At 52.7% G+C, this 26,996-nt stretch carries 24 protein-coding genes and 5 pseudogenes; 4 read left to right on the forward strand and 25 right to left on the reverse strand.

The window, feature by feature from the left end:
- Positions 1-12: 12 nt before the first annotated feature.
- The 7 genes and pseudogenes from addA to NSS88_RS05100 all read right to left on the reverse strand — a co-directional run bounded on the left by addA (position 13) and on the right by NSS88_RS05100 (position 10,458).
- Positions 13-3,741: a helicase-exonuclease AddAB subunit AddA gene (addA, locus tag NSS88_RS05070; RefSeq protein WP_055358450.1), complete on the reverse strand. Its 3,729-nt coding sequence runs from the start codon at positions 3,739-3,741 to the stop codon at positions 13-15.
- Positions 3,738-7,244: a helicase-exonuclease AddAB subunit AddB gene (addB, locus tag NSS88_RS05075; RefSeq protein WP_341085350.1), complete on the reverse strand. Its 3,507-nt coding sequence runs from the start codon at positions 7,242-7,244 to the stop codon at positions 3,738-3,740. Before addB ends, addA begins: the two co-directional genes overlap by 4 nt.
- Before the next feature lie 137 nt (positions 7,245-7,381).
- Complete coding sequence (gene lepB / locus NSS88_RS05080) at positions 7,382-7,936, reverse strand: signal peptidase I (RefSeq protein WP_033013823.1); 555 nt, start codon at positions 7,934-7,936, stop codon at positions 7,382-7,384.
- Entirely contained in the window at positions 7,933-8,556 is a 624-nt protein-coding gene (locus tag NSS88_RS05085) for a TVP38/TMEM64 family protein (RefSeq protein WP_033013824.1), read from the reverse strand. The genes lepB and NSS88_RS05085 overlap by 4 nt, the downstream gene beginning before the upstream one ends.
- 100 nt (positions 8,557-8,656) lie before the next feature.
- Complete coding sequence (locus NSS88_RS05090; RefSeq protein WP_341083373.1) at positions 8,657-9,196, reverse strand: competence protein ComK; 540 nt, start codon at positions 9,194-9,196, stop codon at positions 8,657-8,659.
- A gap of 126 nt (positions 9,197-9,322) precedes the next feature.
- The gene (locus tag NSS88_RS05095) at positions 9,323-9,517 is read right to left on the reverse strand and encodes a hypothetical protein (protein ID WP_033011626.1); all 195 of its coding nucleotides are present in this window, start codon (positions 9,515-9,517) and stop codon (positions 9,323-9,325) included.
- A 103-nt stretch (positions 9,518-9,620) separates the two neighbouring features.
- Positions 9,621-10,458: pseudogene (locus NSS88_RS05100) on the reverse strand (hypothetical protein).
- A gap of 172 nt (positions 10,459-10,630) precedes the next feature.
- Between NSS88_RS05100 and NSS88_RS05105 the strand changes: the two are divergent.
- The gene (locus NSS88_RS05105) at positions 10,631-11,221 is read left to right on the forward strand and encodes an SCO family protein (protein WP_033013825.1); all 591 of its coding nucleotides are present in this window, start codon (positions 10,631-10,633) and stop codon (positions 11,219-11,221) included.
- A gap of 112 nt (positions 11,222-11,333) precedes the next feature.
- Here NSS88_RS05105 and NSS88_RS05110 read toward each other — a convergent pair whose 3' ends face one another.
- Together NSS88_RS05110 and NSS88_RS05115 are read right to left on the reverse strand one after the other, a co-directional pair.
- Positions 11,334-11,639 carry an AzlD domain-containing protein gene (locus tag NSS88_RS05110; protein WP_033011622.1) on the reverse strand — a complete coding sequence of 102 codons (306 nt, stop codon included), beginning with the start codon at positions 11,637-11,639 and terminating at the stop codon, positions 11,334-11,336.
- Between the two features lie 171 nt (positions 11,640-11,810).
- Positions 11,811-11,975: pseudogene (locus NSS88_RS05115) on the reverse strand (AzlC family ABC transporter permease); the annotation flags it as partial.
- Positions 11,976-12,155: 180 nt separating this feature from the next.
- Between NSS88_RS05115 and dat the strand changes: the two are divergent.
- Positions 12,156-13,016 carry a D-amino-acid transaminase gene (dat, locus tag NSS88_RS05120; protein ID WP_341083375.1) on the forward strand — a complete coding sequence of 287 codons (861 nt, stop codon included), beginning with the start codon at positions 12,156-12,158 and terminating at the stop codon, positions 13,014-13,016.
- Between the two features lie 57 nt (positions 13,017-13,073).
- On the opposite strand, the gene NSS88_RS05125 is transcribed toward dat, so the two are convergent.
- The 3 genes and pseudogenes from NSS88_RS05125 to NSS88_RS05135 form a co-directional block, all read right to left on the reverse strand.
- Positions 13,074-13,871, reverse strand: a complete 798-nt coding sequence (locus NSS88_RS05125) for an ABC transporter ATP-binding protein (protein ID WP_033013827.1) — start codon at positions 13,869-13,871, stop codon at positions 13,074-13,076.
- A 19-nt stretch (positions 13,872-13,890) separates the two neighbouring features.
- A pseudogene (locus tag NSS88_RS05130) lies at positions 13,891-14,676 on the reverse strand (AMP-binding protein); the annotation flags it as partial.
- A gap of 133 nt (positions 14,677-14,809) precedes the next feature.
- The gene (locus NSS88_RS05135; RefSeq protein ID WP_341083376.1) at positions 14,810-15,544 is read right to left on the reverse strand and encodes an MBL fold metallo-hydrolase; all 735 of its coding nucleotides are present in this window, start codon (positions 15,542-15,544) and stop codon (positions 14,810-14,812) included.
- Between the two features lie 150 nt (positions 15,545-15,694).
- On the opposite strand from NSS88_RS05135, the gene yhfH reads away from it, so the two are divergent.
- Positions 15,695-15,832, forward strand: coding sequence for a protein YhfH (yhfH, locus tag NSS88_RS05140; protein ID WP_064502499.1), 138 nt, complete (start codon positions 15,695-15,697; stop codon positions 15,830-15,832).
- 189 nt (positions 15,833-16,021) lie between these two features.
- On the opposite strand, the pseudogene NSS88_RS05145 reads toward yhfH, so the two are convergent.
- The 9 genes and pseudogenes from NSS88_RS05145 to NSS88_RS05185 form a co-directional block, all read right to left on the reverse strand.
- Positions 16,022-16,165, reverse strand: a pseudogene (locus NSS88_RS05145) (TetR/AcrR family transcriptional regulator); the annotation flags it as partial.
- A gap of 226 nt (positions 16,166-16,391) precedes the next feature.
- Positions 16,392-17,795 carry a protoporphyrinogen oxidase gene (gene hemY / locus NSS88_RS05150; protein WP_055358342.1) on the reverse strand — a complete coding sequence of 468 codons (1,404 nt, stop codon included), beginning with the start codon at positions 17,793-17,795 and terminating at the stop codon, positions 16,392-16,394.
- Positions 17,788-18,735 (reverse strand): ferrochelatase, encoded by a 948-nt coding sequence (gene hemH / locus NSS88_RS05155; RefSeq protein ID WP_055358341.1) that lies wholly within the window; start codon positions 18,733-18,735, stop codon positions 17,788-17,790. Before hemH ends, hemY begins: the two co-directional genes overlap by 8 nt.
- Positions 18,736-18,750: 15 nt before the next feature.
- Positions 18,751-19,788 (reverse strand): uroporphyrinogen decarboxylase, encoded by a 1,038-nt coding sequence (hemE, locus tag NSS88_RS05160; RefSeq protein ID WP_055358340.1) that lies wholly within the window; start codon positions 19,786-19,788, stop codon positions 18,751-18,753.
- Between the two features lie 189 nt (positions 19,789-19,977).
- Positions 19,978-20,952: pseudogene (locus NSS88_RS05165) on the reverse strand (hypothetical protein); the annotation flags it as partial.
- Positions 20,953-21,007: 55 nt separating this feature from the next.
- Positions 21,008-21,190 carry a hypothetical protein gene (locus tag NSS88_RS05170; RefSeq protein WP_341083379.1) on the reverse strand — a complete coding sequence of 61 codons (183 nt, stop codon included), beginning with the start codon at positions 21,188-21,190 and terminating at the stop codon, positions 21,008-21,010.
- A 13-nt stretch (positions 21,191-21,203) separates the two neighbouring features.
- On the reverse strand, positions 21,204-21,713 hold the full coding sequence (locus tag NSS88_RS05175) for a replication-relaxation family protein (RefSeq protein ID WP_341085351.1): 510 nt from the start codon (positions 21,711-21,713) through the stop codon (positions 21,204-21,206).
- A gap of 34 nt (positions 21,714-21,747) precedes the next feature.
- A complete protein-coding gene (locus tag NSS88_RS05180; RefSeq protein ID WP_341083381.1) occupies positions 21,748-22,920 on the reverse strand; it encodes an FtsK/SpoIIIE domain-containing protein in 1,173 nt (390 codons plus the stop codon).
- A 130-nt stretch (positions 22,921-23,050) separates the two neighbouring features.
- On the reverse strand, positions 23,051-23,221 hold the full coding sequence (locus tag NSS88_RS05185; protein ID WP_165754801.1) for a hypothetical protein: 171 nt from the start codon (positions 23,219-23,221) through the stop codon (positions 23,051-23,053).
- A 401-nt stretch (positions 23,222-23,622) separates the two neighbouring features.
- On the opposite strand from NSS88_RS05185, the gene NSS88_RS05190 reads away from it, so the two are divergent.
- Positions 23,623-23,838 (forward strand): helix-turn-helix transcriptional regulator, encoded by a 216-nt coding sequence (locus NSS88_RS05190; RefSeq protein ID WP_341083383.1) that lies wholly within the window; start codon positions 23,623-23,625, stop codon positions 23,836-23,838.
- Between the two features lie 2 nt (positions 23,839-23,840).
- Here the strand turns inward: NSS88_RS05190 and NSS88_RS05195 are convergent, their stop codons facing one another.
- From NSS88_RS05195 to NSS88_RS05210, 4 genes are all read right to left on the reverse strand, one after another.
- Positions 23,841-24,650: a hypothetical protein gene (locus NSS88_RS05195; RefSeq protein ID WP_341083384.1), complete on the reverse strand. Its 810-nt coding sequence runs from the start codon at positions 24,648-24,650 to the stop codon at positions 23,841-23,843.
- A 98-nt stretch (positions 24,651-24,748) separates the two neighbouring features.
- Positions 24,749-25,390 (reverse strand): LysM peptidoglycan-binding domain-containing protein, encoded by a 642-nt coding sequence (locus tag NSS88_RS05200; protein WP_341083385.1) that lies wholly within the window; start codon positions 25,388-25,390, stop codon positions 24,749-24,751.
- Entirely contained in the window at positions 25,390-25,803 is a 414-nt protein-coding gene (locus NSS88_RS05205; protein ID WP_341083387.1) for a phage holin family protein, read from the reverse strand. The genes NSS88_RS05200 and NSS88_RS05205 overlap by 1 nt, the downstream gene beginning before the upstream one ends.
- Positions 25,804-25,839: 36 nt before the next feature.
- The gene (locus NSS88_RS05210) at positions 25,840-26,985 is read right to left on the reverse strand and encodes a siphovirus ReqiPepy6 Gp37-like family protein (protein ID WP_341083388.1); all 1,146 of its coding nucleotides are present in this window, start codon (positions 26,983-26,985) and stop codon (positions 25,840-25,842) included.
- Positions 26,986-26,996 lie beyond the last annotated feature (11 nt).

Genomic DNA, 26,996 nt, shown 5'->3' on the forward strand with positions numbered 1-26,996 from the left:
TCCTCCTCCGCGTCATTCCACCGCGATAATGTATTGGCCGTCAAACGAATACAAATAGCACTCCGCTACCGGCACGCGCCAAATTTGCTCAATCGCTTGCCGATACAGGCGCATTTGCGTTCCGTAGCGGCCGAGCAAAAAGCGGGCGGCCTCCTCTTTCTGGCCGGCAAAACGGCCGGTCACCTCATCTGTTTTATAGTCGATCATCACATAACCGCGCTCATCCGCAAACACACAGTCAATCACCCCTTGGACAAGCACCCGGCGGTCGTCTTCCATCCCGTCATGCCCGTAAAGATGGGAAGCCGGAAGCCCTAGACTGAATGGCACTTCCCGGTGCACCTCGCGGGCGGCGCAAAGGCGGCGGCCGATATCCGTAGCGAAAAAGGCGGCGATCGCGGCCGCATCGACCGCTTCGGCTTGCTCGGCCGACAACAGCTCTTTTTCGATGAGCCGACCCATTTGCTCACGGATGGACGCTTCACTGACCGGCGCACGCAAGTCGAGATGGCGCATGACGATATGAAGCGCGGTTCCTTTTTCCGCCGGCGTCAACGTTTTTTCCTGCATAAAGCGCGGCCGCGAGAAAATCGGCGCTGTTCCTTGGCGCAGCGGCCATTCACTCGCCAGCTCGCCAAACAGCACCCGTTGCTCTTTCAGCTCCGACACCGACTGTTTGGCGCGCACAATCGTCCCTTTTTCATAGCGATACCGCCATAACAAACGCCGCTCTGCTTCCTCTTTCCAGCCGCCGCCAGCCGGAACAGGGCGGCCATGTTCAAGCGCAGCGAGCATGCTCTCGTCCGCCTGGCCGGCAGCCGCCTCGCCGCTGCGCAGCTCGGCCGCGGGCACAATGGCAATACGCCATACGGACGGATGGGAGGCGATTTCATCCGGCGCCTTCTCTCCCGCTAAAATGCGCCCGTCGCGGTGGCGAATGAGCGCCCGGCCGATCCAGTCTAAATAGGAACGGGCCGATGCCCGCACATCGTCGGGAAGCAGCCATTCGCGTTCTCCCGCAACGCCTTTCCATTTTTCGATCTCCTTATCGGCATCGTTGACCGCGGCGAGCAAATAAAGCTTCTCTTTCGCTCTTGTCAGTGCAACGTACAAAATGCGCATTTCCTCGGCGAGCAACTCGAGCCGCTTTTTCACTTGGATCGCCAGCAATGGCAGCGTTGGATAGCTGATGCGCAGCTGTGGGTGGACAAAACGGGCGCCAAAGCCGAGCTCTTTATCCAGCAAGTACGGATGATGCAAATCCCGCGTATAAAACGGGCGGGCGAGTCCGGCCAGAAAGACGACCGGAAACTCGAGCCCTTTGCTGCTATGGATCGTCATCACCCGCACGACATCTTCCTGCTCACCAAGCGGCCGGGCTGCTCCTAAATCATCGCCGCGCTCCTGCAGCCGCTCAATAAAGCGGAGAAAGCGGAACAGCCCGCGAAAGGCCGTCGATTCGTATTGGCGAGCGCGATCATACAAGGCGCGCAAATTGGCCTGCCGTTGCTTTCCACCCGGCAGCGCGCCGACAAAATCGTAAAATTGTGTATCGCGATACAGCTGCCAGATGAGGTCGGCCAACGAGCGGCGGCGGGCCATCGTGCGCCAGCGCCCGAGCTGCTCCAAAAACGCGGCCGCTTTTTTCTTGGCTGCCTCCTCCTCATCCGTTTCCGCCGGCTTTTGCCGGAACAACTGAAGCGCCTCATAAAACGTTCCTTTTGGATCGGCGAGGCGGATCATGGCCAGCTCGTTTTCATCAAAGCGAAACAACGGCGAACGGAGCACAGCGGCGAGCGGAATGTCTTGGTGCGGGTTGTCAATGACTTTCAGAAGCGACAGCATCACCGAAACTTCCGTCGCCTGAAAGTAGCCGGACGATAAATCGGCAGCCGCCGGAATGCCGTGCGCCTGCAGCTGCTCGATCATTTGCGGGGCGTTCGTCATCGAACGGACGAGCACAACGATGTCTCGGTACATGGCACGCCGCGGTTGCCCGCTTGAGCGGTCATGCACATAAAATGGCCGCGACACGATTTCTTTGATTTTCTCGGCCATTAGGCGCGCCTCCAGCTCGGAGCCCTCAAGCTCCGCTGCCTCTTCGTCCTCTTCTTCCGCCGCGCGCTGCCGGTTGATGATCATCACTTCCGGAACAGTATCCGCCCCATCCGGATAATCGGCGCCATACTTAAGCTGGGCTGCTTCATCGTACGCCATCTCCCCAACGGTTTCCCCCATGATTTGTGCAAAAAGGAAGTTCGTTCCGTCCAGCACCTCGGCGCGGCTGCGGAAATTGCGCGCCAAATCAATTCTCATTCCCCCTGCGTCCCCATCAGCGGCAAACCGTTTGTATTTGTCCAAAAACAGCATCGGCTCGGCGAGGCGAAAACGATAAATCGACTGCTTGACATCGCCGACCATAAATAAGTTGCCAGTCCGCTCGCTTCCTTTTTTAACGAGCTGCAAAATCGCTTCTTGCACAAGGTTCGTATCTTGATACTCATCGACAAGCACTTCATCAAACTGCGCTTGGTACTCCAAAGCGGCCGCCGATGGCTGCCATTCGCCCGTTTTCGGGTCGCGCTGCCGCAAAACATGCAGACAATAATGTTCCAAATCAGAAAAGTCGACGATCCCTTTTTCACGTTTCACGGCTTGAAACCTATCGGAAAAAGAGCGGACAAGCGCAACGATCGTCTCAACCGCCGGCTTCATCTCCCGCATATGGCGGATCCAGACAGACGGGGGCAGCGAAAATATGTTGTCGCGCAGCGCTTCCAGTTTCTTCTTCGCCTGGTCGCGAAGCGATTTCGCCTCATCAACGAGCCACTTATCATAGCCATCGCCGCGACAGCCCGGAAGCCGGCCGAACGCCAGCGACTGCAAAGCACGATACAGTCCTTCCCACGATTGCGACCGCCATCTTTCAAGTTCAGCGACAACGGCGGCATCCTCGCGCAGCCGTTTCTCATACGGCCGCGGCCCGCCCGGTTCCTGCGCAAGACGCAACGCCCTTTCGATGAGCCGTTTGGCCGCTGCCAGCTCCATCGCCGCATGTTGGTTGATATAGCGCGATGGCAAAAGCGACTCGGGCGGCGTCTGTTCATCGACCTCATACATGGATACAAGGCCTTTCAGCCATTCATCGGGCGCGGGGTGGGAGCGGGAGAAGTCATGCAACGCGAAAATCATGTCTTGCAGCTCGGCATCGCTCCGGTCTCCGGTGTAAGCATCAATGACGGCAAAAAAGCGCTCATTATCCGCCTTTCCATATTCCTCCTCAAGCAGCTCCTCAAGGACGTCCTCTTTCAGCAGTTCGATTTCTGTCTCATCAGCGATGCGAAACGACGGATCCAGATCGAGCAAATAATAATATTTGCGGATGACATCTAAGCAAAACGAATGGAGCGTCGAAATCGAGGCGCGGTTGAGCAGGCTGAGCTGGCGCCGCAAATGGAGCGAATGCGGCCGCTTGGCGAGTTCGCGCTCGAGCGCCTCGCCGATCCTTGCTTTCATCTCAGCCGCCGCAGCGTTCGTAAACGTGACGACAAGAAGGCGGTCAATATCGGTCGCCTCGTCTTCCGCCGTTACTTTTTGGATGATTCGCTCAACAAGAACGGCCGTTTTTCCAGACCCGGCCGCCGCAGCGACGAGAACGTCCCGGCCGCCGGCCACGATGGCTTTCCACTGTTCATCCGTCCACCGGCTTCCGGCCGGCTTCGGGCGAAACGCAACGCTCAAGACTCTCCCCTCCCTTTCGTTATATTCTTCATCACGTCTTCCCCCGTCTGTGGGGCAAGCTTTCGGAATTCGTTGCCGGACAGCGCCTCGTCAAATTGGCATATGGACTTAAAGGCGCAAAAGTCGCACGCTGTTTTGCTTTTCAGCTTGTACGGGGCAATCGATACAATGCCGTCAGCGATTTGTCCGCCAATATCGGCAAACAGACGGCGGACGTGCTGGCGAAGCGCATCAAAATCAGAAGCGCTCGCGACCGAAGACTGCGAATGAATCGCCCCGCTGCTCGTCAGCCTAACCGGCACAATCAGCGACCGCTGCCCTTTTTCCAATTGACTGTCCATCAGCCGGATTGCCTCCACATCGGCAAGCAGCAGACCGCGCATCCGAAACGGCTCAAGAAGTTGTTTCGCCATCTCCGCTTCATCGTCAAGCCACTGCTTCGCCTTCACAATCGGATTATGGACATGGAAATAGAGCACCCCGGCCGGCAGCGCCGGCTGTTTGACAAGTTGCTCAGCATACGTGAGCACAATGTCCAAATAGGTAAGCATTTGCAACGCCAAACCGTAATACACTTCCGTCAAATCAAGCGTTTTGGCGCTCGATTTGTAATCGATGATGCGAAGAAATACTCCTTCGCTGCTTTCTGCCTTTTCAACGCGGTCGATTCGCCCGACAAGCTCCATAACCGTCCCGTCGCGAAGTTGAAAGCGAAGCGGCGGCAAATCGCCGCCCGGTCCAAACGCCAGCTCGAGCCCGATCGGAACAAAGCCGCTCGCCCGCGCATGCTCGCTCAACACGTGGGTCGTGCGGGCGACAACGTGTTTTAATTTCCGTTTCATATATTCATAGCGAGACGAACTGGACAGCACTTGCTGTTGAATGAGGGGGGCAAGCCGTTCGACCGCTTCATCCGACAGACGCTCGCAATCCGGTTGGGACAGTTCGCTCCAATCAACGTGCTGTTCGCGCAGTCGGTCGGCGATTTGTTTAATGGCCGCATGGAACAACTGGCCGACATCCGGCGCCTCGAGGCGGAAAATGCTTCGCTCCTTCAAGCGCAGCCCGTGTGAAATAAAATGGGCGTACGGGCATTTTTGAAACTGCTCCATGCGCGAGACGCTCGCCTGAATTTTTTTTCCGTACAACCGCCGGCTCCATTGTTTTTTCAACGGCGCGGCTTTGTTTGTATAAAACAGCGCCGACACCGCCTTTTGCACCCTCTCGTTCCATTCCGGGCGGGCGATGAACACGTTGTACACATCCCACCAAAGCGGATCGATGCCATAGTTTCGCTTCCATGCGCGCAGCTGGCTGACCAAATACGTTTGTGTCGCCTGCGGCGCTGTCACAAACGCCTCCGCCTTCTCTTCCGGGGCATCGAACGGATCGTTGCCGCACAAGCGCACCTTCACCTTCGGGAACAGCTCCGACAATTGTTTAATCAGCGGCGATGGCATGAGCGCTTTCCCTTCGCCATCGGCCAGCGGGTATGTAACATACAGCCGTTCGCTTGGACAGGCAAGCGCCAGGTAGATAAAAAACGGGTCGTAAAACAGCTGTTCCCGGCTCCCCGGCGCAAGCGCCACACCGAGTTCGCGCAGCTGCTCCCGTTCGATTTCCGCCATAAGCCCATCCTCTTTCGCCCTGGCCGGAATGACGCCATCGTTGGCGCCAATGACAAACGCATACTTCACGCCGATGAGGCGCGAACGGTCGAGCTGGGCGACGATCACTTGATCGATGGCCGGCGGCACAAGGGAGAACTCAAGCCGGTCAAGCCCGGCCTCGATAATTTTAGCAAATTCGGCTAACGACAACGGTTCCGCTCCGAGCATTTCAACGTATTGGTCAAGCAAATCGATGACCGCGTTCCACACCTGCTCATGCTGGCGCGCTTCCACGAGGCGGCCTTCCGCTTCCGCCTGCGCGCTCATTTGTTCCAGCTTTTTCGGAATCTGCAATTCTTCTAACAAGAGATATAGCGCCGTGCAATACCCGCGCCCGTCCTTAGCCCGGCGCAAACGGCGCTCAAGGCGGCGGAGCGGGGCGGCCAGCGTCTCCCGCCATTCGTTCAACTTGTCCTCAAATTGCCGTTCTTCATCCGTCTGCGGCACATTCAACCCGTCAAGCGCCCGGTAGCGCCGATACGGCCAGCGCTCGCCGCTCGTCCATTTGTCCCCCTTCACCCCATAAGCAAGAACATAGTTTTCGAGTTTGTCGGCTGCCTCGCGCCACATGACCAAGTCACCGTCCAACGGAAAGAGCAAATCCGTCTTCACAGCGCGAAACACCGCCTCATACCGCCAGTTTGTGGAAATTGTTTCCAAAGCAGCGCGCACAAGTTCAATGAGCGGATGATGGTGCATCGGCTCTTTTTCATCCATAAAATACGGGATGCCAAAATCAAAAAACACCGTCTTCACAAGGTCGCGGTACGCCTCCGTTTGGCGGATGACGAGTGCGATGTCGCGATAGCGCGCCCCTTCGTCGCGGACAAGGCGGATGATTTCCCGGGCGACCGCTTCCAGTTCTGCGCGGCGGTTGGCCGCCTCATAAAGGCAGACCGCACCGTCTTCCGCTTCGTAAGGCGGCAGCGGGCGGCGATGAAACTGCGCCTCGAGATGGGCGAGCGCCCCGCTTTGATGACGTCGGTTTTCCGCGAGCACGACCGGCTCTTCAAGCAAAACATCGTTGGCCAAGGCAAGCTCGCGCAACTGGCGGTACGTCTGCGCCGGCAGATAAAACAAGTCGAGCTCGTCCGGCATCTCACCATCATACGGACGGTCGACCGTCAGGCAAACGGTGACCCGCCGGCAATGACGAAGAAGCTGCTCAATCACTATGTATTCTTGCGGGGCAAAATGATGGAATCCGTCGATATAAACATCGGCATCACGCAAATAGCAGGAGCGGGGGATTTGTTCGGCGAGCAGGCGCAAATAATCTTCCGAATCGAGGTAATGGCCGCTTAAGCTCCGCTCGAGCTCTGCATAAACGAGCGCGACATCGCTGAGCTTATCGGCCAGCAGGCGCCGTCCCGGCCGGCTCGGCCCGCTTTCCAGCTCCTCGACACGGCGGCGAAGCTCGTCCGGCGTTAAGCAATACCGCTTGCATTCGGCGATCATCTCATGCAGCTGCTCGACAAAACCGCTTTTGTCCGCCGCGCGGCCAAACAGTTTAAGCTCCTGTTTCCGCTGTTCAATAATTTTGCGAATCATCATTTGCACGCCGACATCGTGGACGTGGTAGCGGTTCATGCCTCCCGTCTCCTGCAAGACGCGCCAGGCGAGGCGGGGGAAGCTGAACACTTGGGCGCGGATCATTCCTCCTGCTCCCTCGGTATGGATTAAGGCGTATTCACATTGAAACGTCATCTGCTCCGGAACGAGGTAAACAATCGTCTTTCCTCTCGGATCTTCCTGCAGCTTGCGGCGGATTTCCGCAAGACACATAGCCGTCTTCCCGCTTCCCGATCGTCCAAGCAAAAAGCGAAGCGACACGGCGATCACCACCATTCGTTTCCTTTATCTTTTCTATTTTAGCACATATGTTCGTATTTGGTAAAGAAAAACTGCCTTCCTTGAAAGCAACCGCTCCCTTAGGCAAAACCGTCGCCGCACCTCGATGCGCCATTTTCTCAAAAATGGAAAGCAATCTCCCGAAACGGCCAATAGCGGAGGTCTACCTTGCCGACCACTTGGCTGATTTTGACGAAGCCGAAATGGCGGCTGTCCCAACTGCTGAGCCGATTGTCGCCAAGGACAAAAATGCAGCCAGCCGGCACCCGCTTTTCTCCCGTCACCTCTTCAAGGGTAAAACCGCCTGTCAGCTTCCCGCTAAGGAGTTGCTGCTTATACGGCCGCAAATACGGTTCATCGACCTGTCGACCGTTAATATACAGCACATCGTTTTTGTACTCGATCCGATCCCCCGGCAACCCGATGACCCGTTTCACGTAATCTTCCTTTTGATTGGCGTGAAACACGACGACATCAAACCGATGAATCGGGGCAATTTCATAACGGATCTTATTGACGATCAGCAAATTGCCGCTTTGCAGCGTCGGCATCATTGACTTTCCTTCCACCATATAATTGCTGAAAACGAAAAAACGGAGCATGGCGACAAACCCGACAGCGGCGAGCCATGGCCAGCGGCGTCCCCGCTTCTTTCCTTGTTTCCGTTTGGTCACTCCCTGTCCTCCTCGCTGCGTTGTTTTTCCGTCAACGAAAATCTTGCCTCTACTCGTTTTCCCGCATACCAAAGCAGCAGCACAACAACAGCGATCGCCGCCGTACGCAACGGCTGGCGGACAAGCGCCACCAAGTCATACCCGATAAAGCTGATCGTAAAAATCATGATCATCTTTCCAAGCAAGACCGCTAATACAAACTGCTGGCGGCTGATGCGTGACAGACCGGCAACGATATTGACAAGCGCCGACGGGGTGAAAGGAAAGCAATACAGCAAAAACAGCGGCCCGAATCCGTGCCGTTCAATCCAGTGCATAAACTGGCGCACTTTTGGATGGCGGCGGACAAAATGAAAGAAACGCTGCTGGCCGATCTTCCGCGTCAGCCAAAAGACGATGAGCGAGCCGAGCGAAGCGCCAATCCAAGAAATGAAAAACCCTTTCCACAACCCGAATGCCGCTGCGTTCGCCATCACAAACACAACCATCGGCAAAATCGGAAAAAACGACTCGAGCAGCGTCGCCGCAATGCCGGGAAATATGCCGAAGGAACGGTAATGGTCGAGTAAGGAAAGCACGTGGTCGAGCGTGAGCCATTGTTTCAAATTTTCCATATTCATCTTTCTTTCTCCATTCAAATGCCGTTTATATTTTTATTTTACACGCTCGGCCGCGCAATTTGAACTTTTGCTTGTGAAAACCCATTTTTTATCATGGCGGTTATTCCGTCACATGCTTTTCTTGCTGCATGCGATATATGTATTGCAGTTTGCGCTCTCTCGCCTCCATTTGCTCCGACAGTTTCGTCCGCAGCTGGGCTGTTCGGTGCAATTGGTTGATGAAAGATTTGCAGGACACATCGAGGACAACGCTTTTCCCGTTGCGGAAGTATACAACCGTCCGCTCATATTTCGCAGGCTCATACCGATAGACATGCATATGCGACAGCCAAACACAGCAGGAATCTTTCGGGGAAGCGGTGGGAAAGAAGTAAATTTCGTTGGACGGTTCAATGGCGATCGGCGCTTTGTGGGTGATGCCGATCACGGCCTTTGTTCCCTCTTTTCTGCCTTGAAAGCTGCAGCCATAATAATCGCAGCTATGTCTAATAATGTCGAGGGGCGTTTGTTTGACAATGTACTCGCCATCTTCCTCGACGACCTTTGCATACAGGTCATTGTTCAACAAATAAGGGAGAATCGCCATCGTATAACGGCTCACGACGAAATGGTTTAGGATGATAAATTCATTTACTTTCATCGTCTCATCTCCTCTCAACGAACTCACCACTCCTATCATACCACCAATAGTTATATTTTTCTATATTTTTAAAAAAGCCAGCGTTTTTTTGCGCAAAAAATCCCATGACGATCGTCATGGGCATTGTCAGGAGTTTTCAAACGTCTGGCCGATTTCTTTCATTGCTAAATACTCGTTCGCTTGCTCGAGCGCCGTATGTTCGCCGACCGAATCGCCTGCATACGTTTCCTCGTTCATCCACGATTGTTCAAAATGGAGATCGGTGCTGACGCGGAATTCGGCAGGGATTAGCTCCGGCAGACTATCTTTTTTCTTTTCCATTTCATCGCCTCCCTCCGTCTATAGAGTGCGCCAGCTTTTTCCTTTTATACGCAAAAAAGCCCGGTCAAACCGGGCTTCCGTCGATATACGGCAATAGCCGCCGTCAAGCGGTCGTAAACTGCTCCTCTTCCGTCGATCCTTTCAAGGCGACGGTGGATGCTTGACCGCCGGAGATGACTTGGGCGACTTCATCAAAATAGCCGGTGCCGACTTCGCGTTGATGGCGCGTTGCAGTGTAGCCATATTTTTCAGCGGCAAATTCTGCTTGCTTCAGTTCGGCGTATGCAGCCATGCCGCGTTCTTTGTAGCCGCGCGCCAGTTCAAACATGCTGTAGTTGAGCGCGTGGAATCCAGCCAGAGTAACGAACTGGAACTTGTACCCCATTTTGCCGAGCTCTTGCTGGAATTTGGCGATCGTTTCATCGTCCAATTTTTTCTTCCAGTTGAACGACGGTGAGCAGTTATAGGCCAGCAGCTTGCCCCGCCCCGGCATCAGCCACGATCGGAACAAAGTAGTCGATGTCTCCACTACCTTCCAAATATTGAATTTGATCAGCGCGCTGCAACGCCTGATTAATGCGTTTGACGACGTGCGGAACACTGTTGGACGGATACAAGCTTTGGTCCGGATACATTTGCCCGGCGAGGTTGGCGTCGGCTGCCACCTGCCATCCACTTAAATAAATGGCTTTCAACCCGGCTTTCACTTGTTGCACGGCCTGATTCCCCGTCAACACACCAAGCGCGTGGACATAGTCTTCGGTATGGAGCAGTTTCCATAGTTTTTCTGCGCCGCGCCGAGCGAGCGTATGCTCAATATCGATCGAGCCGCGCAGTTTAATGACATCTTCGGCGCTGTACGGGCGGACGATCCCTTTCCAGCGCTCTTCATTTTTCCAGCTTTCCTCTAATTGTCGGACACGTTCAGCAAATGACGCCATTTTTCCTTCCCCCATCTCTTTGTTATAATACATCATTTTTATTTACGGTTTTATTATATAACAAAAAAATGCAAGCTTTTTTGAATTAGGAAAATAGACACAAACTGTTCGTAAACAACACCGTTTTCCTATCCTTACTTTTGGTATGATCATGAATAGAGGAGTGATGGGAATGAGAAAGTGGTATACGATAGCAGCGTGCCTCGTACTGTTCGGAATCGGCGCCGGCATCTTTTACTTTACCGTTTATAAGCCATCTACCGCGCGCCTTCCCCATGATGTCACAATGGAAACTGCCTGGGGGCGTCCGTATGCGTTCGGCGACTTGCCGCCGAAAGTGCGGCTCGTTGAGTTTATTTATACAAACTGTCCAGATATTTGTCCGAATACGACAATGCAAATGGCGAAACTGCGCGACCGGCTGGAAAGCGCCGGTGTATTTGGGCGGGATGTCGAATTTATCACCATCACGATTGATCCGGCCCGCGACACGAAAGAAAAGCTGCAAACATATGCCCGCACGTTTGGCGTAACCGGCGACGGGCAAGGCTGGGTATTTTTGCGCGGCAGCGAGGACGAAACAAAAAAAACAGCCGACGCCTTCGATTTTCAATACCGAGACCCGGGCAACGGGATGATTGTGCATACAGCGCTCGCGTACTTGCTTGACCGCGATGGCCGCGTCATTGAGCAGGTCGGGATGGGGACTTCGCGGTTTCACGTCGATGACGTATATGAAACCATTATGAATGAGTTGCCGTAATATCGCCGCAACAAACAGGTGTCCCGATCACTCGGGACACCTGTTTGTGCTGGATGATGTGTGTTCCAGGGAAATCCAGCGCCTTTTGCCCCCTTGCCAAAGACAGCATCATTCAAACGACGAGCGAATACAGACTGAGGACCGCAACCGCGGCAAGAACGACGACCATGACATTGGCCCCGAACCAAGCCGCGATGACAGCCGCCGCAAAACCAATGGCTCCGAACACAACATCATCTTGGATGAAAAAAACGTCAGGAATAATGAGCGCCCCAAGCACTGCATACGGCACGTTTTTCAGCACCCCTTGCCAAAACGGCGGCAGCTGGATGCGGCCGAGCAGCACAAACGGCAGCAGGCGGGGCAAGTACGTCACGACTCCCATGCCGATGATCATCCAGACGATCGTGCTATTCATCGCCGTTTCCTCCTTCTTTCGCCAGCCATTGAACGATGACAGCCGACAGCAACGTAGCCAACACGATCGACCATCCTTTCGACAAGTGAAGAACAAACGTGCCGATAGAATTAAAATAAACGTCGTCAACACGATTTCCAACGCCCCGGTGCCGGCGGCAATCAAACTGAGGGCAATATATTGCGAAGCGCCAGCAAAGACAACAAGGCTCATCAGCACCGTTTCGCCAAGCATCAGCCCGGTCGTCTTGGCGAGTAGTCCAAAAGCGAGCGCAATCGGCGTATAGCCAATGGCGATCGCCACCCCCGCTTGCACTCCTTGGCGAAACGGCGCCATCTTGCTAGCTTCCCATGTCGTTTCCACTGATCATCCCCCCGTCTTGCTAGATTAATAGCTCCATTATGCAAAAAAGAACGATGTTTCGTAACCCGAAAATCCATCACAGTTTTTTTTTCCTCTATGATATAATCAAATTGATTGACGATCGATTTGTCACAAGAAAAGGAGTGCACGTCCATGACCGTAAAAGCATATGTTTTGACCGAACGCGGCCTCCTTCGTTCCGAACAAGTTGCCTATCCGATGGAAGAACGCGGCTTGCAGTTTGGCGACGGCGTCTACGAAGTCGTTCGTCTATACAGCGGCACGTACATCTGGCTCCATGAACATCTAGACCGCCTATACCGCTCGGCGGCGGCCATTCGCCTCGCCGTTCCGTTCAGCCATGAAGAGTTGGCTGAGCGGCTCGAGCAGCTGCGCCGCATGAACGATGTGCGAGAAGATGCCATTTTGTATTTGCAAGTGACGCGAGGGAGCTTCCCGCGCAGCCATGCATTTCCGGCCGAAAACCGGCCGAATTTGTACGCCTACATTCAGCCGATGGCGCGAAAAACGGAGGAAATGGCGCGCGGCGTGCGCGCGATTTTGACCAAAGACGTCCGCTGGGAGTACTGCTGCATTAAAAGCTTGAACTTGCTGCCGAACGTACTTGCAAAACAAGAAGCCGTCGAGCGCGGAGCGTTTGAAGCGATTCTCCACCGCGACGGCGTCGTGACCGAGGGAAGTTCATCGAACATTTTCCTTGTCAAACACAAAACCGTCTATACTCACCCAGCGACGGAGCGGATTTTAAACGGCATCGTCCGCACCAAAGTGAAGGAATTTTGCGCTGAACTTGGCATTCCGTTCATCGAAAAGGCGTTTTCCGTCAGCAGTCTCGCCGAAGCCGATGAATTGTTTTTGACGAGCACCACCTCGGCGATCACTCCGATCGTCCAAGTAGAAGAAACATTGATCGGAAACGTCGAACCGGGGGACGTGACGAAAGCGCTGCAAGCCGCCTATCAAAAGGCGACCAAGCCGCTTCCAACCGCTTGACCCGTTCCATTGCACCGAAAATGAGGCGCCCGCAACGTTGGGGCACCTCGTTTCGTTTTATGAACCGAGTACAGCGCGGTCGCTCGCAAACCGGCTGCCGCGGATGCGCTGAAACTCTTCCAACAGCCGCTCGACTGTCAATTTTTCTTTTTCCTCTCCCGCGGCCGTGAAAATAATTTGCCCGCCATCCATCATGATGAGCCGGTTGCCAAGGCGAATCGCCTGCTCCATATTGTGCGTGACCATCAGCGTCGTCAACTGATGCTGTCTGACAATTTCCTTCGTCAATTCGGTGACAAGCTCGGCCCGCGCCGGGTCGAGGGCGGCGGTATGTTCATCAAGCAAAAGCACATCCGGCTTTGTGAATGTGGCCATCAACAGTGAAAGCGCCTGCCGCTCCCCGCCGGAGAGAAGGCCGACTTTAGCGGCGAGCCGGTCTTCGAGCCCTAAATGGAGCGTTTGCAGCGTTTCCCGAAACCACTTTCGCTTTTCTCTTGTTACACCAAGACGCAGCGTGCGCCGTCTTGTTCGGTTGTAAGCGAGCGCCAAATTTTCCTCAATCGTCATATGGGGGGCGGTGCCGGCCATCGGATCTTGAAACACGCGGCCGATGTAGCGGGCGCGGGCATGTTCTTTGAGCGCCGTGACGTTGCGGCCGTTGATCCACACTTCACCCGTATCAGGGGACAACCGGCCGGAAATGATATTCATCAACGTCGACTTTCCGGCGCCGTTGCTGCCGATGACCGTGACAAAATCGCCGGGGGCCAGCGTTAAATCAATCCCCCGCAAGGCGACTTTTTCATCAGCAGTTCCTTCGTTAAATACTTTTGTAATTCGTTTTAGCTCCAGCAACCGTCTCTCCCCTCTCAAGCTGTGCTGCTTTCCGTTTTTTCCTCTGTACAAACGCCAGCACCGCCTCGCCGTAATCCGGATCCGGCACGCCGATCACAGCGGCTTCGACGACGCCTGGATGACTGTACAGCACTTCCTCGACCTCACGCGGATATACATTGTAGCCGCCGACGATGATCATCTCTTTTTTCCGGTCGACGATGTAGAAATAGCCCTCCTCATCCATCGCGCCAAATCGCCGGTGTGCAGCCAGCCATCGCGCAAGGCAGCCGCCGTTTCTTCCGGCATTTTGTAGTACCCTTTCATGACGTTCGGGCCGCGCACAACAAGTTCACCGACTTCGCCGGCAGCCAACACTTCTGCAAACGATTTTATTTCATCGGACAGCGTAATCCCTTTTTCCTTTCCTTGCGGCGTTTCACAAACGATGGCCTGCTTCAGCAAAGGCAGGCGCTGCTTCGCCCCGGCAAAGAGCGGAGCGAGCAAATCGAGCCCGATTACCGCTTTGACGTCGCCATTAAGCAAAATATACCCAATTTCTTCCGGCGTATAAATCGGATTGATCGGGATGACGGTCGCTCCGAGCCGCAGCGCCCCGTACAGGCCGATGACAAATTACGGCAAATTGCCAAGCAATAAGGCGATGTGATCCCCCCCGGCGAATGCCAAGCTGCGCCAATCCGTCGGCAAACCGCGACACCGCGGCGTCCAATTGTTGATACGTGCATCGTTCCCCCATAAACACGTACGCTTCTTTGTCCGGTAGTTGTTTGGCGATTTGCGCCAACCGTGTCGTTAAGTTCATCCAATCTCCCCCCTTAAAAATGAATGACCATTCATTTTTCAAGTAAAAAAATTCGAACTATAATTTATTATAAAAAAAGAACGGCGAAGGACAATCGAAAGCGCTTCCCTCGCCGTTTTTTCGCTACTTTTCGCTACTGCGCCCACACTAAGCCGGTGCGGGCAAGGCGAATAACGCCGCGGAACGTCCGCTCCGCTTCTTCAACGAGCTGTTCGTGCCTGCCAATGTGCGGCAAGTGCGTCAACCATAGTTCACCAACGCCCGCCCCCTCGGCGATGGCCGCCGCTTCCTCGCTCGTCATATGGCCGGCCGGCGCCGCGTTTTGTCCAGCGTAAAAATTGCACTCGCAAATGAGCAAATCAGCTCCTTTTGCAAACGGTGTAAATTCCGGCATGTAGCTCGAATCAGCCGTGTACACGACCGTGTTGCCGCCGGCAGTGATGCGCATCGCATAACACGGAACCGGATGGACTGTTTTCAAAAATGAAAGCGAAAACGGACCGACCGCAAGCACCTTGGCCGGGACATAAGGAATCCCTTCCGTAATGCCGCTATGCGTCAGGCGGGCGAAGGCCGCCTCATCTTCTTGGTGGCCGTAAATCGGCAGCACCGGCAAATCCGCCCCTACATTTTTATGAATGAGGCGCGCATATTGGAGCGGGCCGATATCGGCGATATGATCATAGTGATAGTGGGAGACGACAACCGCATCCAAGTTTTCTACAGCCGTGTAGTTTTGCAGCTTGGCGAGCGCCCCGCTTCCGCAGTCGACAAGCATGCGAAACCCGTCATGCTCAAACAAATAAGCGGATGTCGCTTCATTGGCGGCGGGAAACCCTCCCCAATAGCCGATGACTGTCACTTTCATTCCCTTTCCTCTCCTTCCACCCATTTTGTCTTCATCATACACGACGGCTGCCTTTTTTTCATCTTTGTTGATGTTGTTTTAAAACACCTATTGACATTTTTATCTGTGTTATAATACAATGAAATCACCAAGACAACGGAGGGGATCACAATGTTGATGAAAGTGTTAGAATTTTTCAAAAACATAGCACCGAAAAAGTGCTCGCAATGCGGCAAAACGATCGACGAGCAGCACGAGTGCTACGGCAACACATGCTCTGACTGCCTTGGCACCGCTTACCGCCACTAGGTGAGCGGACGCTGCCCTTGCGTCACGATGCCGGCTGCCCCGCCGGCAATAGGCTGTTCCCCGATGCAACCTGCCTTTTTTGCTTTAATGCCCCCCGTGTGGGGGCGTTTTTTTTTACACAAAAAACATCCATGAGTAAGCTTTTACTCGCCACCCAAGCATGAAAATAACCGCTCATGGATTCATTATTTTCACGGAAAAAAACGTATAAATCGTTCCCTTGCCGACATTGGCGAGCTTGGCGATTTGTTCCATCGTCGTCGCCTTGTAGCCGAATGCCGCAAACGATTGAGTTGCCGCCTCGATAATTTGCCGTTTACGGTCGCTTGCCATTGGCCTCATCCTTTAATTTGACTAAATGAACGATTCAGTCAATTCGTATCCATTATACTATGCGGCCGTTTTCCCGTAAAGCCCTTAAAAACGCCGCTCAGCTTCCCGAAACGGCGGCACCCCTTGTTCTAGGGAACAGCGCGGCCGGACAACGGAATACACGGGCCGCCTAACGGTACAAGGCGGCCCGCTAATGGGCGCGGCTGTACATCCCGACCGGCTGGTGTTATTCCGTTTGGCGCAAGTAGTCAAGCACATCACCGACCGCCTTCTCTCCTTGGTCGATGCAATCCGGCAGCCCGAGCCCTTCATACGAGCTACCGGCCAAAAACACTCCCGGCAACTCAGCCGCCATCTGTTGCTTAATTTTCGCCAGCCGCTCGCGATGCCCGACTGTATATTGCGGCATCGCCCGCTTCCACCGGGAGATGACGGCAAACTCCGGCCGGCCGTCAATTTTCATCACTTTACTTAAATCATCCAACACAACGCGGACAATCTCGTCATCCGGTTGATCGACGATCTCCTCATCGCCCGGGCGTCCGACATAGCCGCGCAGCAGCGCTTTGCCGGGCGGAGCCGTGTGCGGCCATTTTTTGTGCGTCCACGTGCACGCCGTCAGCGTGTAATCGCTGCGGCGCGAGACAACAAACCCAGTGCCGTCAATATCTTGACGGATCGCTTCCTCTGGAAAGGCAAGCGCGACCGTTGCCACCGACGTCAGCGGCACGGACCGAAACGGGGCGAAAAACGGATAATCAGCGAACATATCCGGCACGACATGGTGCGGCACCGCAACAATGACGCTGTCCGCCTCCCACGTTTCACCATTGCTGAGCCGCAGCTGATACGCTGAACCGACGCGGACGATCCGCTCGACGCGCGCCCCTTTGACGACGCTGCCTGGCTCAAGCCGCTTTTCCACCTCTTCGACGAGCGACTGCAAGCCGGTTTTTAACGTCTGAAATGCCCCTTTTCGCTCCTTCTGTTCCTTTGGCGTCGTCCGTTTCGCACCGCGAACGAGGCTGCCGTATTTTTGTTCCAGCTGAAAAAACTGCGGGAACGTTGCCATTAAGCTCATTTCGTCGATGTCGCCGGCGTAAATGCCAGACAGCAGCGGTTCGATCAAATTGTCCACCACTTCATCGCCTAAACGGCGGCGAAAAAAGCGGCCAAGCGGCATATCACCGGCTGTTTTCACCGGCGGCAGCACGAAGTCGAGCGCCGCCCGCAGCTTGCCGGCCGGCGAAAACAACCCGGTCGCCACAAACGGGGCGATGCGCGTCGGGATGCCCATCACCGCTCCGCCTGGAATCGGGTGCAGCTTGCCATTGACCAAAATGTACGACTTTCCGTTCGCATTATGAACGATTTCCCGTTCGAGCCCGACTTCTTTCACAAGGCGGAATGCGCTCGTTTTCCGCGCCAAAAACGAGTCCGGCCCCCGTTCAATGACAAAACCGTCACGAACGACCGTCTGCACTTTTCCGCCGAGCCGGTGCGTCGCCTCGACAAGTTTACACGTCACTGGCAGTTGCTGTTCTTTAGCCGCTTTTTGCAAGTAGTAGGCGGCCGCGAGACCCGTAATGCCGCCGCCGATAATCACAACCGTCCGTTTTCCTTCACTCATGCTTACCGCCTTCTTTTGCGAGCCGCTTTAACACGACCGTCGCCAATGCATCAATAAACAGCGGATCGGTATTCGGCATCTCCGGCCGGTAATAGCGGGCGCCAATTTCTTCGGTTACTTGCTTGCATTCAATATCGTTGTCATACAACACTTCCAAATGGTCGGCGACAAAACCGACCGGCGCATAAACGAACGACGTATAGCCGTGCTCTTCATGGAGCTGGCGCGTCAAATCTTGCACGTCCGGGCCAAGCCATGGCTCCGGCGTGCTGCCGGCGCTTTGCCAGCCGACGGCGTAATGCGAGACGCCGGCTTGTTTGGCAATACGTTCGGCTGTGTCTTGGAGCTGTTCTGGATACGGGTCGCCCGCTTGAATGATTTTTTCCGGCAAACTATGGGCCGAGACGATCAACACCGCCCGTTCCCGCTCTTGTTCCGGCATGGCATCAAAAATGGCTCTCACTCGTTCGGACCAATATTGCAAAAACTTCGGCTCGTCATACCACTGGTCAATCGTATAAATAACCGGGCCGCCAAGCTTTTCCGCCGCCGCTTTCGCCCTCTCGTTGTACGAGCGGATGCTGAATGTGGAATAATGAGGGGCTAGGACGATCCCAACCGCTTCTTTGATGCGGTCATCATGCATGCGCTCGACGGCATCCTCAATGAACGGCTCAATATGTTTGAGCCCTAAATACATGCGAAACTCGACTTCATCTTGCACTTCGTTCAGCCGCTCCTCGAGCCGTTTCGCCTGCTCTTCCGTAATTTTCGCAAGCGGCGACAGGCCGCCGATCGCCCGGTAGCGCGCTTTTAAATCCTCGATTTGTTCTTGCGGTGGCTTCCTCCCGTGGCGGATATGCGTATAATACCGTTCAATATCGTCTTCCTTGTACGGCGTGCCGTACGCCATCACAAGCAGTCCGACAATGTTCTTCATTGTGTTGCACCTCGTTTACTTTGCTGAAGTATACTCATGGATAAAAGCCGTCAGCCGCTTCAAAGTCGCCGGCTGCACATCAGGGAAAATGCCATGTCCCAGGTTAAAAATATAGCCCGGCTGCTCCATCCCCTCGTCCAAAATGCGTTTCACCCGCTCTTCGATCACATTCCATGGAGCGAGCAACACCGCCGGATCCAAGTTGCCTTGGATGGCTTTCACAATGCCTTGGCGGCGCGCCTCCCGAATTGACAGCCGCCAATCAAGGCCGATGACGTCAAGCGGCAAATCGTTCCACTCGCGCGCCAAATGGCCCGCCCCGACGCCAAACATAATGAGCGGCACGCCTTCCTCGCGCAAAGCGGCAAAAATGCGCGCCATCGCCGGCTTAATAAACGCCCGGTAATCGTCCGCATTCACCGCCCCGACCCAAGAGTCAAAAATCTGCACCGCGCTCGCCCCGGCCTGAATTTGCGACCGCACGTAGCGGATCGTCATCTCGGCGAGCTTGTCCATTAAGGCAAACCATGCCTTCGGTTCCGCATACATAAACGCTTTTGTTTTATGGTAATTTTTTGATGGTCCGCCTTCAATCATGTAGCTCGCCAACGTAAACGGCGCACCAGCAAACCCGATGAGCGGCACGTCAAGCTGCTCGTTGACAAGCAACCGGATCGTCTCCAGCACGTATGGCACATCATGTTCCGGATCGATCTCCCCGAGCCGTTCGACGTCTTGAAGCGAGCGAATCGGATTGGCGATCACCGGCCCGATGCCGCCCTGAATCTCAACATCAACGCCAATCGCCGGCAGCGGCGTCATAATGTCTTTATATAAAATCGCAGCATCAACGCCGTATTGTTCGACCGGAAGCCTCGTGACATAGGCGCACAGCTCCGGTTCATGCGTAATCTCAAACAGCGAGTATTTTTCTTTCAGCGCCCGGTACTCCGGCTGCGACCGGCCGGCTTGCCGCATGTACCAGACCGGCACATAATCCGTTTTCTCGCCGCGGCAGGCGCGCAAAAATGTATCGTTGATCCGTCTTGTCATCTCCATCCGCCTTTCTTTTCCCCAATCGAGCTGTCCGTTTCCGATTTTTTGCTTATCTATTTTTCACTATACAGGTTTCCCCGCTCTATGTATAGAGAAGGAAACAAACTGTCAAAAAATCGACCGATTTTCAGCCTATGACCATTATACCAAAAAAGCTGCCCTGGCCGCACAGGACAGCTTTTTTCGTCAGATCAGAAACATGGCGACAACGGTTGTGACCGCCAGACCGACCGCTACCGGAATCAAGTTGCGCCGCGCCAACTCAAACGGATCGACGCCGCAAATGGCCGCGGCCGGGATGAGCGCCCACGGAACAAGCGTGCCGCCGCCGACCCAAATGGCAGCGATCTGGCCGAGCGCCGTTAACGTGGCCGCCCCGCCGCCAATGGCGACCGTAAACAAATGGGCGACCGAACCAGCGAGCGAGATGCCGGAAAACCCGGAGCCGTCAAGACCGGTAATCGCCCCGACAATCGTGAGCGTCACTGCCCCGATTTCGTTGTTCAGCGGCACTGCATGAGCCAAGGCGACCCCTAAATCGTTGACAATGCCCTGTGACGCCTGCGGCAAGTAGTCGCCGATAATTTTTACAAATCCGGCATCGCCAAGATAGAAAAAGGCGGCAATCGGAATGACAGGACCGAACACTTTAAATCCGAACTGAAATCCTTCAATAAAGTAATTGGTCACTTCAGCAAAGCTCTCTTGCCGGTGGGCTAAAACGGAAATGAGGATCAAAATAAAAATCGCGGTTCCGCCGACTAAGGCTGTCGCCTCGCCGCCTTGCAAGCGCAAATAAAACATCGCGATGACGTCAAGGGCAAACAACACCGGAATCAACAGCGCCAGCCATTTTTTCGCCGTCTCGGCGAGCAGTCCTTCCGTTTTTTCGAGCGCCGAATCCGTGGCAGCAGCGATTTCTGCATCGCCGACCGCCAAACGTCCTTGCTTCATGTCGCGGCGCAGCAAATAAAACGCGGTGACGGTCGTGACCGCCCCCATGACAAACACGAGCGGCACACTAGCGGCGATGACGTCGCCAACCGGCAGGCCGGCTGCATCGGCGGTCAGTTTCGGCGCCCCTTGAATGATGAAATCGCCAGAAAGCGCGATGCCATGCCCAAACAAGTTCATCGCCATCGCCGCTCCGAGCGACAACAAAATAAACAATAAAAAAAGGCGGATCACTCCGCCTTCTTTTCTTCTTCCGTTGTTTTCAAACAACGCTTTCATTCCACATTTCTTCAAGCGCCTCTTCAAAAAACTCGCACGCTGCCAGCACGCCGCTAACAAATGCTTGTTCCCGTTCGTCACTCGTCTCCATCGCCGCATATTGCAGTCGGTGATCCGCGACGGTGACTTGCAGCAGGAGCAGTTTCACAAGGATGTCTCGATTCATCTTCTCGCCCCCTCTATACTTTCAATAAGCACTCACAAGGCACGCCGTACTCTTTGGTGATCGCTTCAACTTGCCGCTTCTTTACGGCTGATACAGTGTAGAACAACAAAACAGGTTCTCCTAGTTGCTGTCGCTGTATGAATCGGAAAAGATATGCGTACTTCTCGACCTTCCGTTTGTTCTCCACCATCTTCTGCGTGATGTCCACCTCAAGGAAATACATCTGATTGTGATACGTAAACCTAGCATCAGACACAATGCTGTATTCCTTCCCGCCTTCTTTCCAACGCGTTTTCGCTTCCGGCTTCCAGTCGCGCGGATAGTGGTAAAAAATATAGATGTCATTTCGCATGACGATGTGTTCAAGCGGGCTGTTGCGGCGAATCGTCGCTTCTCCACCTACCATTTCGGCTCCTTTTTTGTTCAAGTAATACACATCCTCGCCGATGCGTTTTGTATGTGTATACTCCCGGACGCCTTGCAGGATACGATTGGCGTTTCGTTTGGTTCCTAGATCAAACATGTGTTGAATCTGTGAGCGGCTAAGGGCTTGCAGGCTATTCAAAGTGTATAAAATCTTGAGTTGACGTTCGGTCAACTTCTCGGTGCTCCGGCTTTTCAATGCAGTACACCTCCAATCGCTTCATCATCTCATCATCGTCAATAAGGGGCGTTTGTACGATCATTTTCTCATGCGTCTTGACGATCGCCCGCCCTTTTATGTCGGACGGTAATTCCTCGGCTCCATAGTCGTCGATAGCCACTTGCGAAGCATAGCCAGTCGGCAGGCGGAATGTGATTTTCAAGTCTGCGTTCTGCTTCACTTGTCGTGGAAGTGTGTCGCTGGTTGGATACTGCGTGCAGAAGATAAGTCGGAACCCCAATGCTCCGCCGATCCGCGCGACTTCTCCCAAGATGTGCTGGCATTCCAATAGCATATTGCGCTCTTCTTTCGTCATGAAGCGATCCGGTGCCAATTGCGCCCCTTCGTCCACGATGATGAATAGACGCTCCAGCACAGGCGAATGCACGACGTTAGACCATCCACTTCGCTTGAATACGGCCTCCTTTCGCTCCATCAGTATTTTTACCCTCCGGAGCGATTCGAACGCCTCTACAGGGTTGCTAGCTACGTTCTCGACTTGTTTTAAATCGGCGTATCGACTGAACTCCAGGCCACCCTTTAGGTCAACAATGACAAACGATACGTCGTCCGGGTGGTGTTCGATAAGATAGGTCATCATGCTCTTTAGCATCACGGTTTTCCCGAAGCGTGTGACGCCTGCAATCGTGCAATGCGGCGTTTTGTCAAAATCATGGAAGTGCCAGCCTTTTTCGTTCAAGCCTAACGGGATCACCCAGCCTTTTTGATCCGGCACGTCTTTATACATCACTTTTCCCGGCATCGCATGATGGAACACGTCAATATACAACCACTTTTTAAACGTCACTTCCACATATCGGTCGATCGTTGCTTCCAGCACTTCCTTAACTGGTTCAAGCGTCTTTTTGGTCAATCCCAGCGGAACACGGTACACATATCGGGTGTACAAGTCTTTTTTCTCTTTTGCGACAAGCTTCGGATAGACGTGCTCACCGCGGACGGTTGTACCCACTTTTAAGTGTTTAAAGGTGGTTTCTATATCGCGCTCATAATCTCCTTGCCTCCGTCGGCCGAATGCGACGGCCGCTGCCCCCACCGTGAGAGGGAGGAGGAAAAATTCAAGCATAAACATCACCCCTGGAGAGAAAGACTATCCCAAGCATCGGGTATATTCCCGATAGCTTGGGTATACAATAGAATACAGGAACATGGACCTGCTCACCCGTGTTCTGTGAGGGAATATGCGAGGGTAGACATCATAAGAACCAAATGGACAGCTTATGGATGAAGTAGAGCAAGCTCCCGCATATTCCCGCCTGCATACCCACGTTGACGATGAAACCAACCTTCTCCCTGTCCAACCAACCACGGTTTTCCGCGAAGGCAATCCCGACTAAGACGAGACCGCCGCCGATCACTTCGATCATTTTCGCTTCCCCCTCATGTTGTATTTCGCAAAATGTTCATAAAGTGAGTAGTACCCTCTATACTCTTTGTCATTCACTTCGAAACGCTGATAGTCCGAACTATGCAAGTATGGTGTGCGATCAAGATATTCAAACTCATTCATCTTCCGGTGCCGCTTCCGATGTTCAGCATAAGCCTGAAAAATGCTTTGAAATACTCCCTCGCCTTCTAAACGCTGTTCCCCCCTCTCATTCCCTGTTTTTCTGAAAGACTTTAAGATTAACTAGATTTGAAGGAAATCGGGTATGCTGTGTGGAATTTTGTTTGGTATGGTAAAGAGTATTCGGGAGGGATTGTCCGATATATCTTGTCCACTTAAAAAATTTTTGTGATAATTTAGTTTTAAATGAGGGGATAAAAAATGGAGTTTAAATGCCGGTTGAAAGTAATATTTGCGGAACGGGGTATTAAACAAGGGGATTTCGCAAAGAAGATTGGTATTAGCCAAGCAGCATTGAGCGCCATCGTAAACAATCGCTCATTACCATCGTTCGCTGTGGCATATGCGATCTGCGAGGAATTAGGGATGTCAATCCATGAAATATGGATAAAAAAAGAGCTTACTCAAAGCGAGTAGGCTCATTCTTTCAATAATGCTGGATGCACAAAATATTGTGGAGCAATTTTTTCGAAGTTCTTGTAATAAAAGTTCTTCCAGTTGATTTTATCAGCTGTCGCACGATCCAGCCCAACTTTTAAAACAGTATCAACTGATTCATTCCCGTACTTATCGACAAGCGTGAGGTTCCACATTAAAACAGCTTCGCTTATCTCTTTGTGTTTAAACATTTCTTGAAACAAATCTTTGCTATCCATTAGGATCCCATCTCTTGTCATATTAGTCGTTAAATTTTCATCAGCATACAACTTTGCGATAATGATTTTATCTGTCTTATCAGGTGTTCCTAAATTGTCATTGACTTGTAGTTCGATGATACGTTTTTTCCCCATATTCGATTTTTTGCCGACTTTGTCATAGATGATTTCTTTTACAACCTCATCGATTGTTTTTTCTTGCTTTTTAGGTTCAGCCTTTTTAGCTGGCTCCTCTTTCTTTACCTCTGCTTTTTTTGGTTCCGATTTTTCCTCTTTCTTTTCCTCTTTCGGCTGAGCAACAGCTGGTTTAGATTTTTGTTCATCAGACGACTTTTCCGATTTTTGCTCTTTCGACTGCTCTTTCTTCGGTTCATCCGCAGCTTGTTTCGGTGGTTCTGTCGTCATCCCGAAAATAACGAACCCTACAAAAGATACTACCAAAGCGATAAGTGATCGTTTAAATAGCACTTTTGTTCCTTCTCTTTTTTTCGCAACCCCCGCGATGCCACGAACCAAATAAACAAGAAAAGCAACCACCGCAATAAGACTAATAACTAAAGCAACGTTGTCCATATTATCCCCCTTCTTTTTTATTCTCTCTTCCTATAATACCACTATTTTCCCTATTTTGTTTCAACAAAAATAAAAAAAGCCCTGCCAGTCGGCAGGGGTTATTTTACGCGCAATTTCTGCCCAACCCGAATCAAGTTCGGATTGCGAATCCTGTTCAGTTTTTGCAGCGCATCTACTGTTGTGTTGTACTTCTTAGCGATCTTAGAAAGCGTATCCCCTTTTTGTACTGTGTACGTTTTAGGTGTTGGTTTAGACCGCACTGCCTCTACTGCGCTTGTTGGTTTTATTACTTGTTGCGGCGGACGTTTTCCAGCCCTCAAATCAGCAAGAGAAAGGCCGAATGTGTATTGGAAGTGCGGATAATCAGGGAACGACTTCCAATCTCCGCCCCATTCGAGTCCAAACGACTTTCCAATTTGGGCAACACGTTTCCACTTCGCATCAACATTCCAGCTGATGCTACCATCCGGGTTCATTAATGCAAAGTCAATGGCAAGCCCATAATTGTGATAAGAGTCGCCGCCACGCGCGTTTGTGACAATTTTGCCAGGTTTGCTCCGACCTTGTGCATAGAGTGCGTCTTGCTCTTCTTTGGAACGATACCCTTGCGTGATGACAACATAAATGCCCTCATTGTACGCCTTCGTAATCAATTGACGAGCTTTATCTGCGACGACAGGATGAACATTTTGCAATTTTTGATTCGCTTTTGCCAATAATTCTTGTAAGCTGATAGCCATTATTTATCCTCTCCTTTCTCGCTTCTTCCTTTCAGCACCTCAACTGCCTGTTTGATTTGTTCAGGGACAGGCAAGCCCATTCGCCCTGCATTCTCAACGATACTCAACAGCTCATTCGCTAAATAAAAAAAGATCGTCGCGTCCCGGAATAACCCATTCGTTCCGACCGCACGATCAATCAAGTGCCCAACTGCTACAAGCACGAAAATCATGATTTTTTTTGGAATACGCTTGAACCCAACGGCGCTTCTCAACGTTCCTTCTTTTGATGCCGCCAGCACGCCCGTGACATAATCCATGATAACAAATGCCAGCAAGATGCCAAGCAGTTCTGACCATCCACCGAAAAGATACCCAACCACGGCCCCAATTGCAGCCACGCCGGTCTTGTATACCATATCTAATCGTTCCATCTTATCGCCGCCTTTCTAAACAAAAATAAAAAAGCCCTATTTTCGGACTTCTCCACTAATTTGAGCCAATTCCTGTTTCAATTTTTTCACCAGCGTTGGCCGACTCTCACCAAAAGTCGCCTCAATTTGAAAACCGCCTGGCTCATAAATTTCTTTTATCTCAGTTATGCGGGCATCCCGCGTCACTCCCCATTCTCGGTTTTGAATGGTCACTATATCGCCCAGGTCATAGTCTTTTTCGTACTCGAATGGTGAGTTGGTAAGAATCTGACCTTCAAGAAAGAATTCCTGGGCGAACTCCGCTAACTTTTGCTGTCCTCTCTGTTGCAACTTTGCGATGATTTCAGCTTCTGGGAGTGCTTGCTGATCTTCGTCTTGCTCCGATATATCCCTAGCATCAATGAAGGTTTCAATACGAGAAAGGCCTTCAGCCTCGCCAACTTCAACTACACGCCGATCCTCGCCCTCGCCTTGCCCGGCGATGTAGCCATAGTTGCGATAATTGAAGTCAGACTCAACAAATGACAACTGTTTCAGACTCTCGAATTGTGGACTAAAAATAATAGGAGGGTTAACCGATTGATTGACGGTTAAATCCCTCCCCACAAATATATCGAATACCCACTTTTTCCGTTCGAAATCAAGAATAACATCCCATCCAAGCCCGCTAGCTTTCGAGATTTCAATGAGCTCCTCGGCAAGATTTTTGAACCGCGATTCCCAACTGATTTGTGAACCGCGTTGCTGGTCCGAAGCAAGCACAACCATGTCAATTTTCCGTTTCACATCGACCGGATTGACAATGTGATTGTTGACATAGTGCTTCATAACCGTTTCTGCCGGACCATTTGCTCGGTCATGGCTATCACCAACAGGAGGAACCGTAATCCGTTGCGCCGCGACTCCTTTCAGCGCAATGCCTTTCACGAGCCAGTTTTCCGATGCCTTTCCATTCTCATCAAGTTCGATTTCACGATGCTTGATGATACCAACCTTGTTTCTGCTTGCACCGAGCATGATGAGATTGCCGCGTTGAAGCAGTTCCGTATGTCGCTTGTATCGGTTGATTCGCAGTTCAAATTCCCCGACTTCATGCCATCGCCTTGTGAATAGCAACGATTCATAGTCGTCAATTTCAGCGAGTAAATCCAGTATCGGTGTCAAAATCCGAATTGGTTTCATTTTTCACCACC

This window comes from Geobacillus sp. FSL W8-1251, from assembly GCF_038005945.1.
In the GTDB taxonomy this organism is placed as follows: domain Bacteria; phylum Bacillota; class Bacilli; order Bacillales; family Anoxybacillaceae; genus Geobacillus; species Geobacillus stearothermophilus.

Excerpts from the sequence above, each read along its gene's own strand:
- NSS88_RS05085 (WP_033013824.1), bottom strand. The coding sequence starts at position 8,556 with ATGAATATGGAAAATTTGAAACAATGGCTCACGCTCGACCACGTGCTT.
- NSS88_RS05090 (WP_341083373.1), bottom strand. The coding sequence starts at position 9,196 with ATGAAAGTAAATGAATTTATCATCCTAAACCATTTCGTCGTGAGCCGT.
- NSS88_RS05095 (WP_033011626.1), bottom strand. The coding sequence starts at position 9,517 with ATGGAAAAGAAAAAAGATAGTCTGCCGGAGCTAATCCCTGCCGAATTC.
- NSS88_RS05105 (WP_033013825.1), top strand. The coding sequence starts at position 10,631 with ATGAGAAAGTGGTATACGATAGCAGCGTGCCTCGTACTGTTCGGAATC.
- NSS88_RS05110 (WP_033011622.1), bottom strand. The coding sequence starts at position 11,639 with ATGAATAGCACGATCGTCTGGATGATCATCGGCATGGGAGTCGTGACG.
- dat (WP_341083375.1), top strand. The coding sequence starts at position 12,156 with ATGACCGTAAAAGCATATGTTTTGACCGAACGCGGCCTCCTTCGTTCC.
- NSS88_RS05135 (WP_341083376.1), bottom strand. The coding sequence starts at position 15,544 with ATGAAAGTGACAGTCATCGGCTATTGGGGAGGGTTTCCCGCCGCCAAT.
- yhfH (WP_064502499.1), top strand. The coding sequence starts at position 15,695 with ATGTTGATGAAAGTGTTAGAATTTTTCAAAAACATAGCACCGAAAAAG.
- hemY (WP_055358342.1), bottom strand. The coding sequence starts at position 17,795 with ATGAGTGAAGGAAAACGGACGGTTGTGATTATCGGCGGCGGCATTACG.
- hemH (WP_055358341.1), bottom strand. The coding sequence starts at position 18,735 with ATGAAGAACATTGTCGGACTGCTTGTGATGGCGTACGGCACGCCGTAC.
- hemE (WP_055358340.1), bottom strand. The coding sequence starts at position 19,788 with ATGACAAGACGGATCAACGATACATTTTTGCGCGCCTGCCGCGGCGAG.
- NSS88_RS05170 (WP_341083379.1), bottom strand. The coding sequence starts at position 21,190 with ATGAATCGAGACATCCTTGTGAAACTGCTCCTGCTGCAAGTCACCGTC.
- NSS88_RS05175 (WP_341085351.1), bottom strand. The coding sequence starts at position 21,713 with ATGTTTGATCTAGGAACCAAACGAAACGCCAATCGTATCCTGCAAGGC.
- NSS88_RS05180 (WP_341083381.1), bottom strand. The coding sequence starts at position 22,920 with ATGCTTGAATTTTTCCTCCTCCCTCTCACGGTGGGGGCAGCGGCCGTC.
- NSS88_RS05185 (WP_165754801.1), bottom strand. The coding sequence starts at position 23,221 with ATGATCGAAGTGATCGGCGGCGGTCTCGTCTTAGTCGGGATTGCCTTC.
- NSS88_RS05190 (WP_341083383.1), top strand. The coding sequence starts at position 23,623 with ATGGAGTTTAAATGCCGGTTGAAAGTAATATTTGCGGAACGGGGTATT.
- NSS88_RS05195 (WP_341083384.1), bottom strand. The coding sequence starts at position 24,650 with ATGGACAACGTTGCTTTAGTTATTAGTCTTATTGCGGTGGTTGCTTTT.
- NSS88_RS05200 (WP_341083385.1), bottom strand. The coding sequence starts at position 25,390 with ATGGCTATCAGCTTACAAGAATTATTGGCAAAAGCGAATCAAAAATTG.
- NSS88_RS05205 (WP_341083387.1), bottom strand. The coding sequence starts at position 25,803 with ATGGAACGATTAGATATGGTATACAAGACCGGCGTGGCTGCAATTGGG.
- NSS88_RS05210 (WP_341083388.1), bottom strand. The coding sequence starts at position 26,985 with ATGAAACCAATTCGGATTTTGACACCGATACTGGATTTACTCGCTGAA.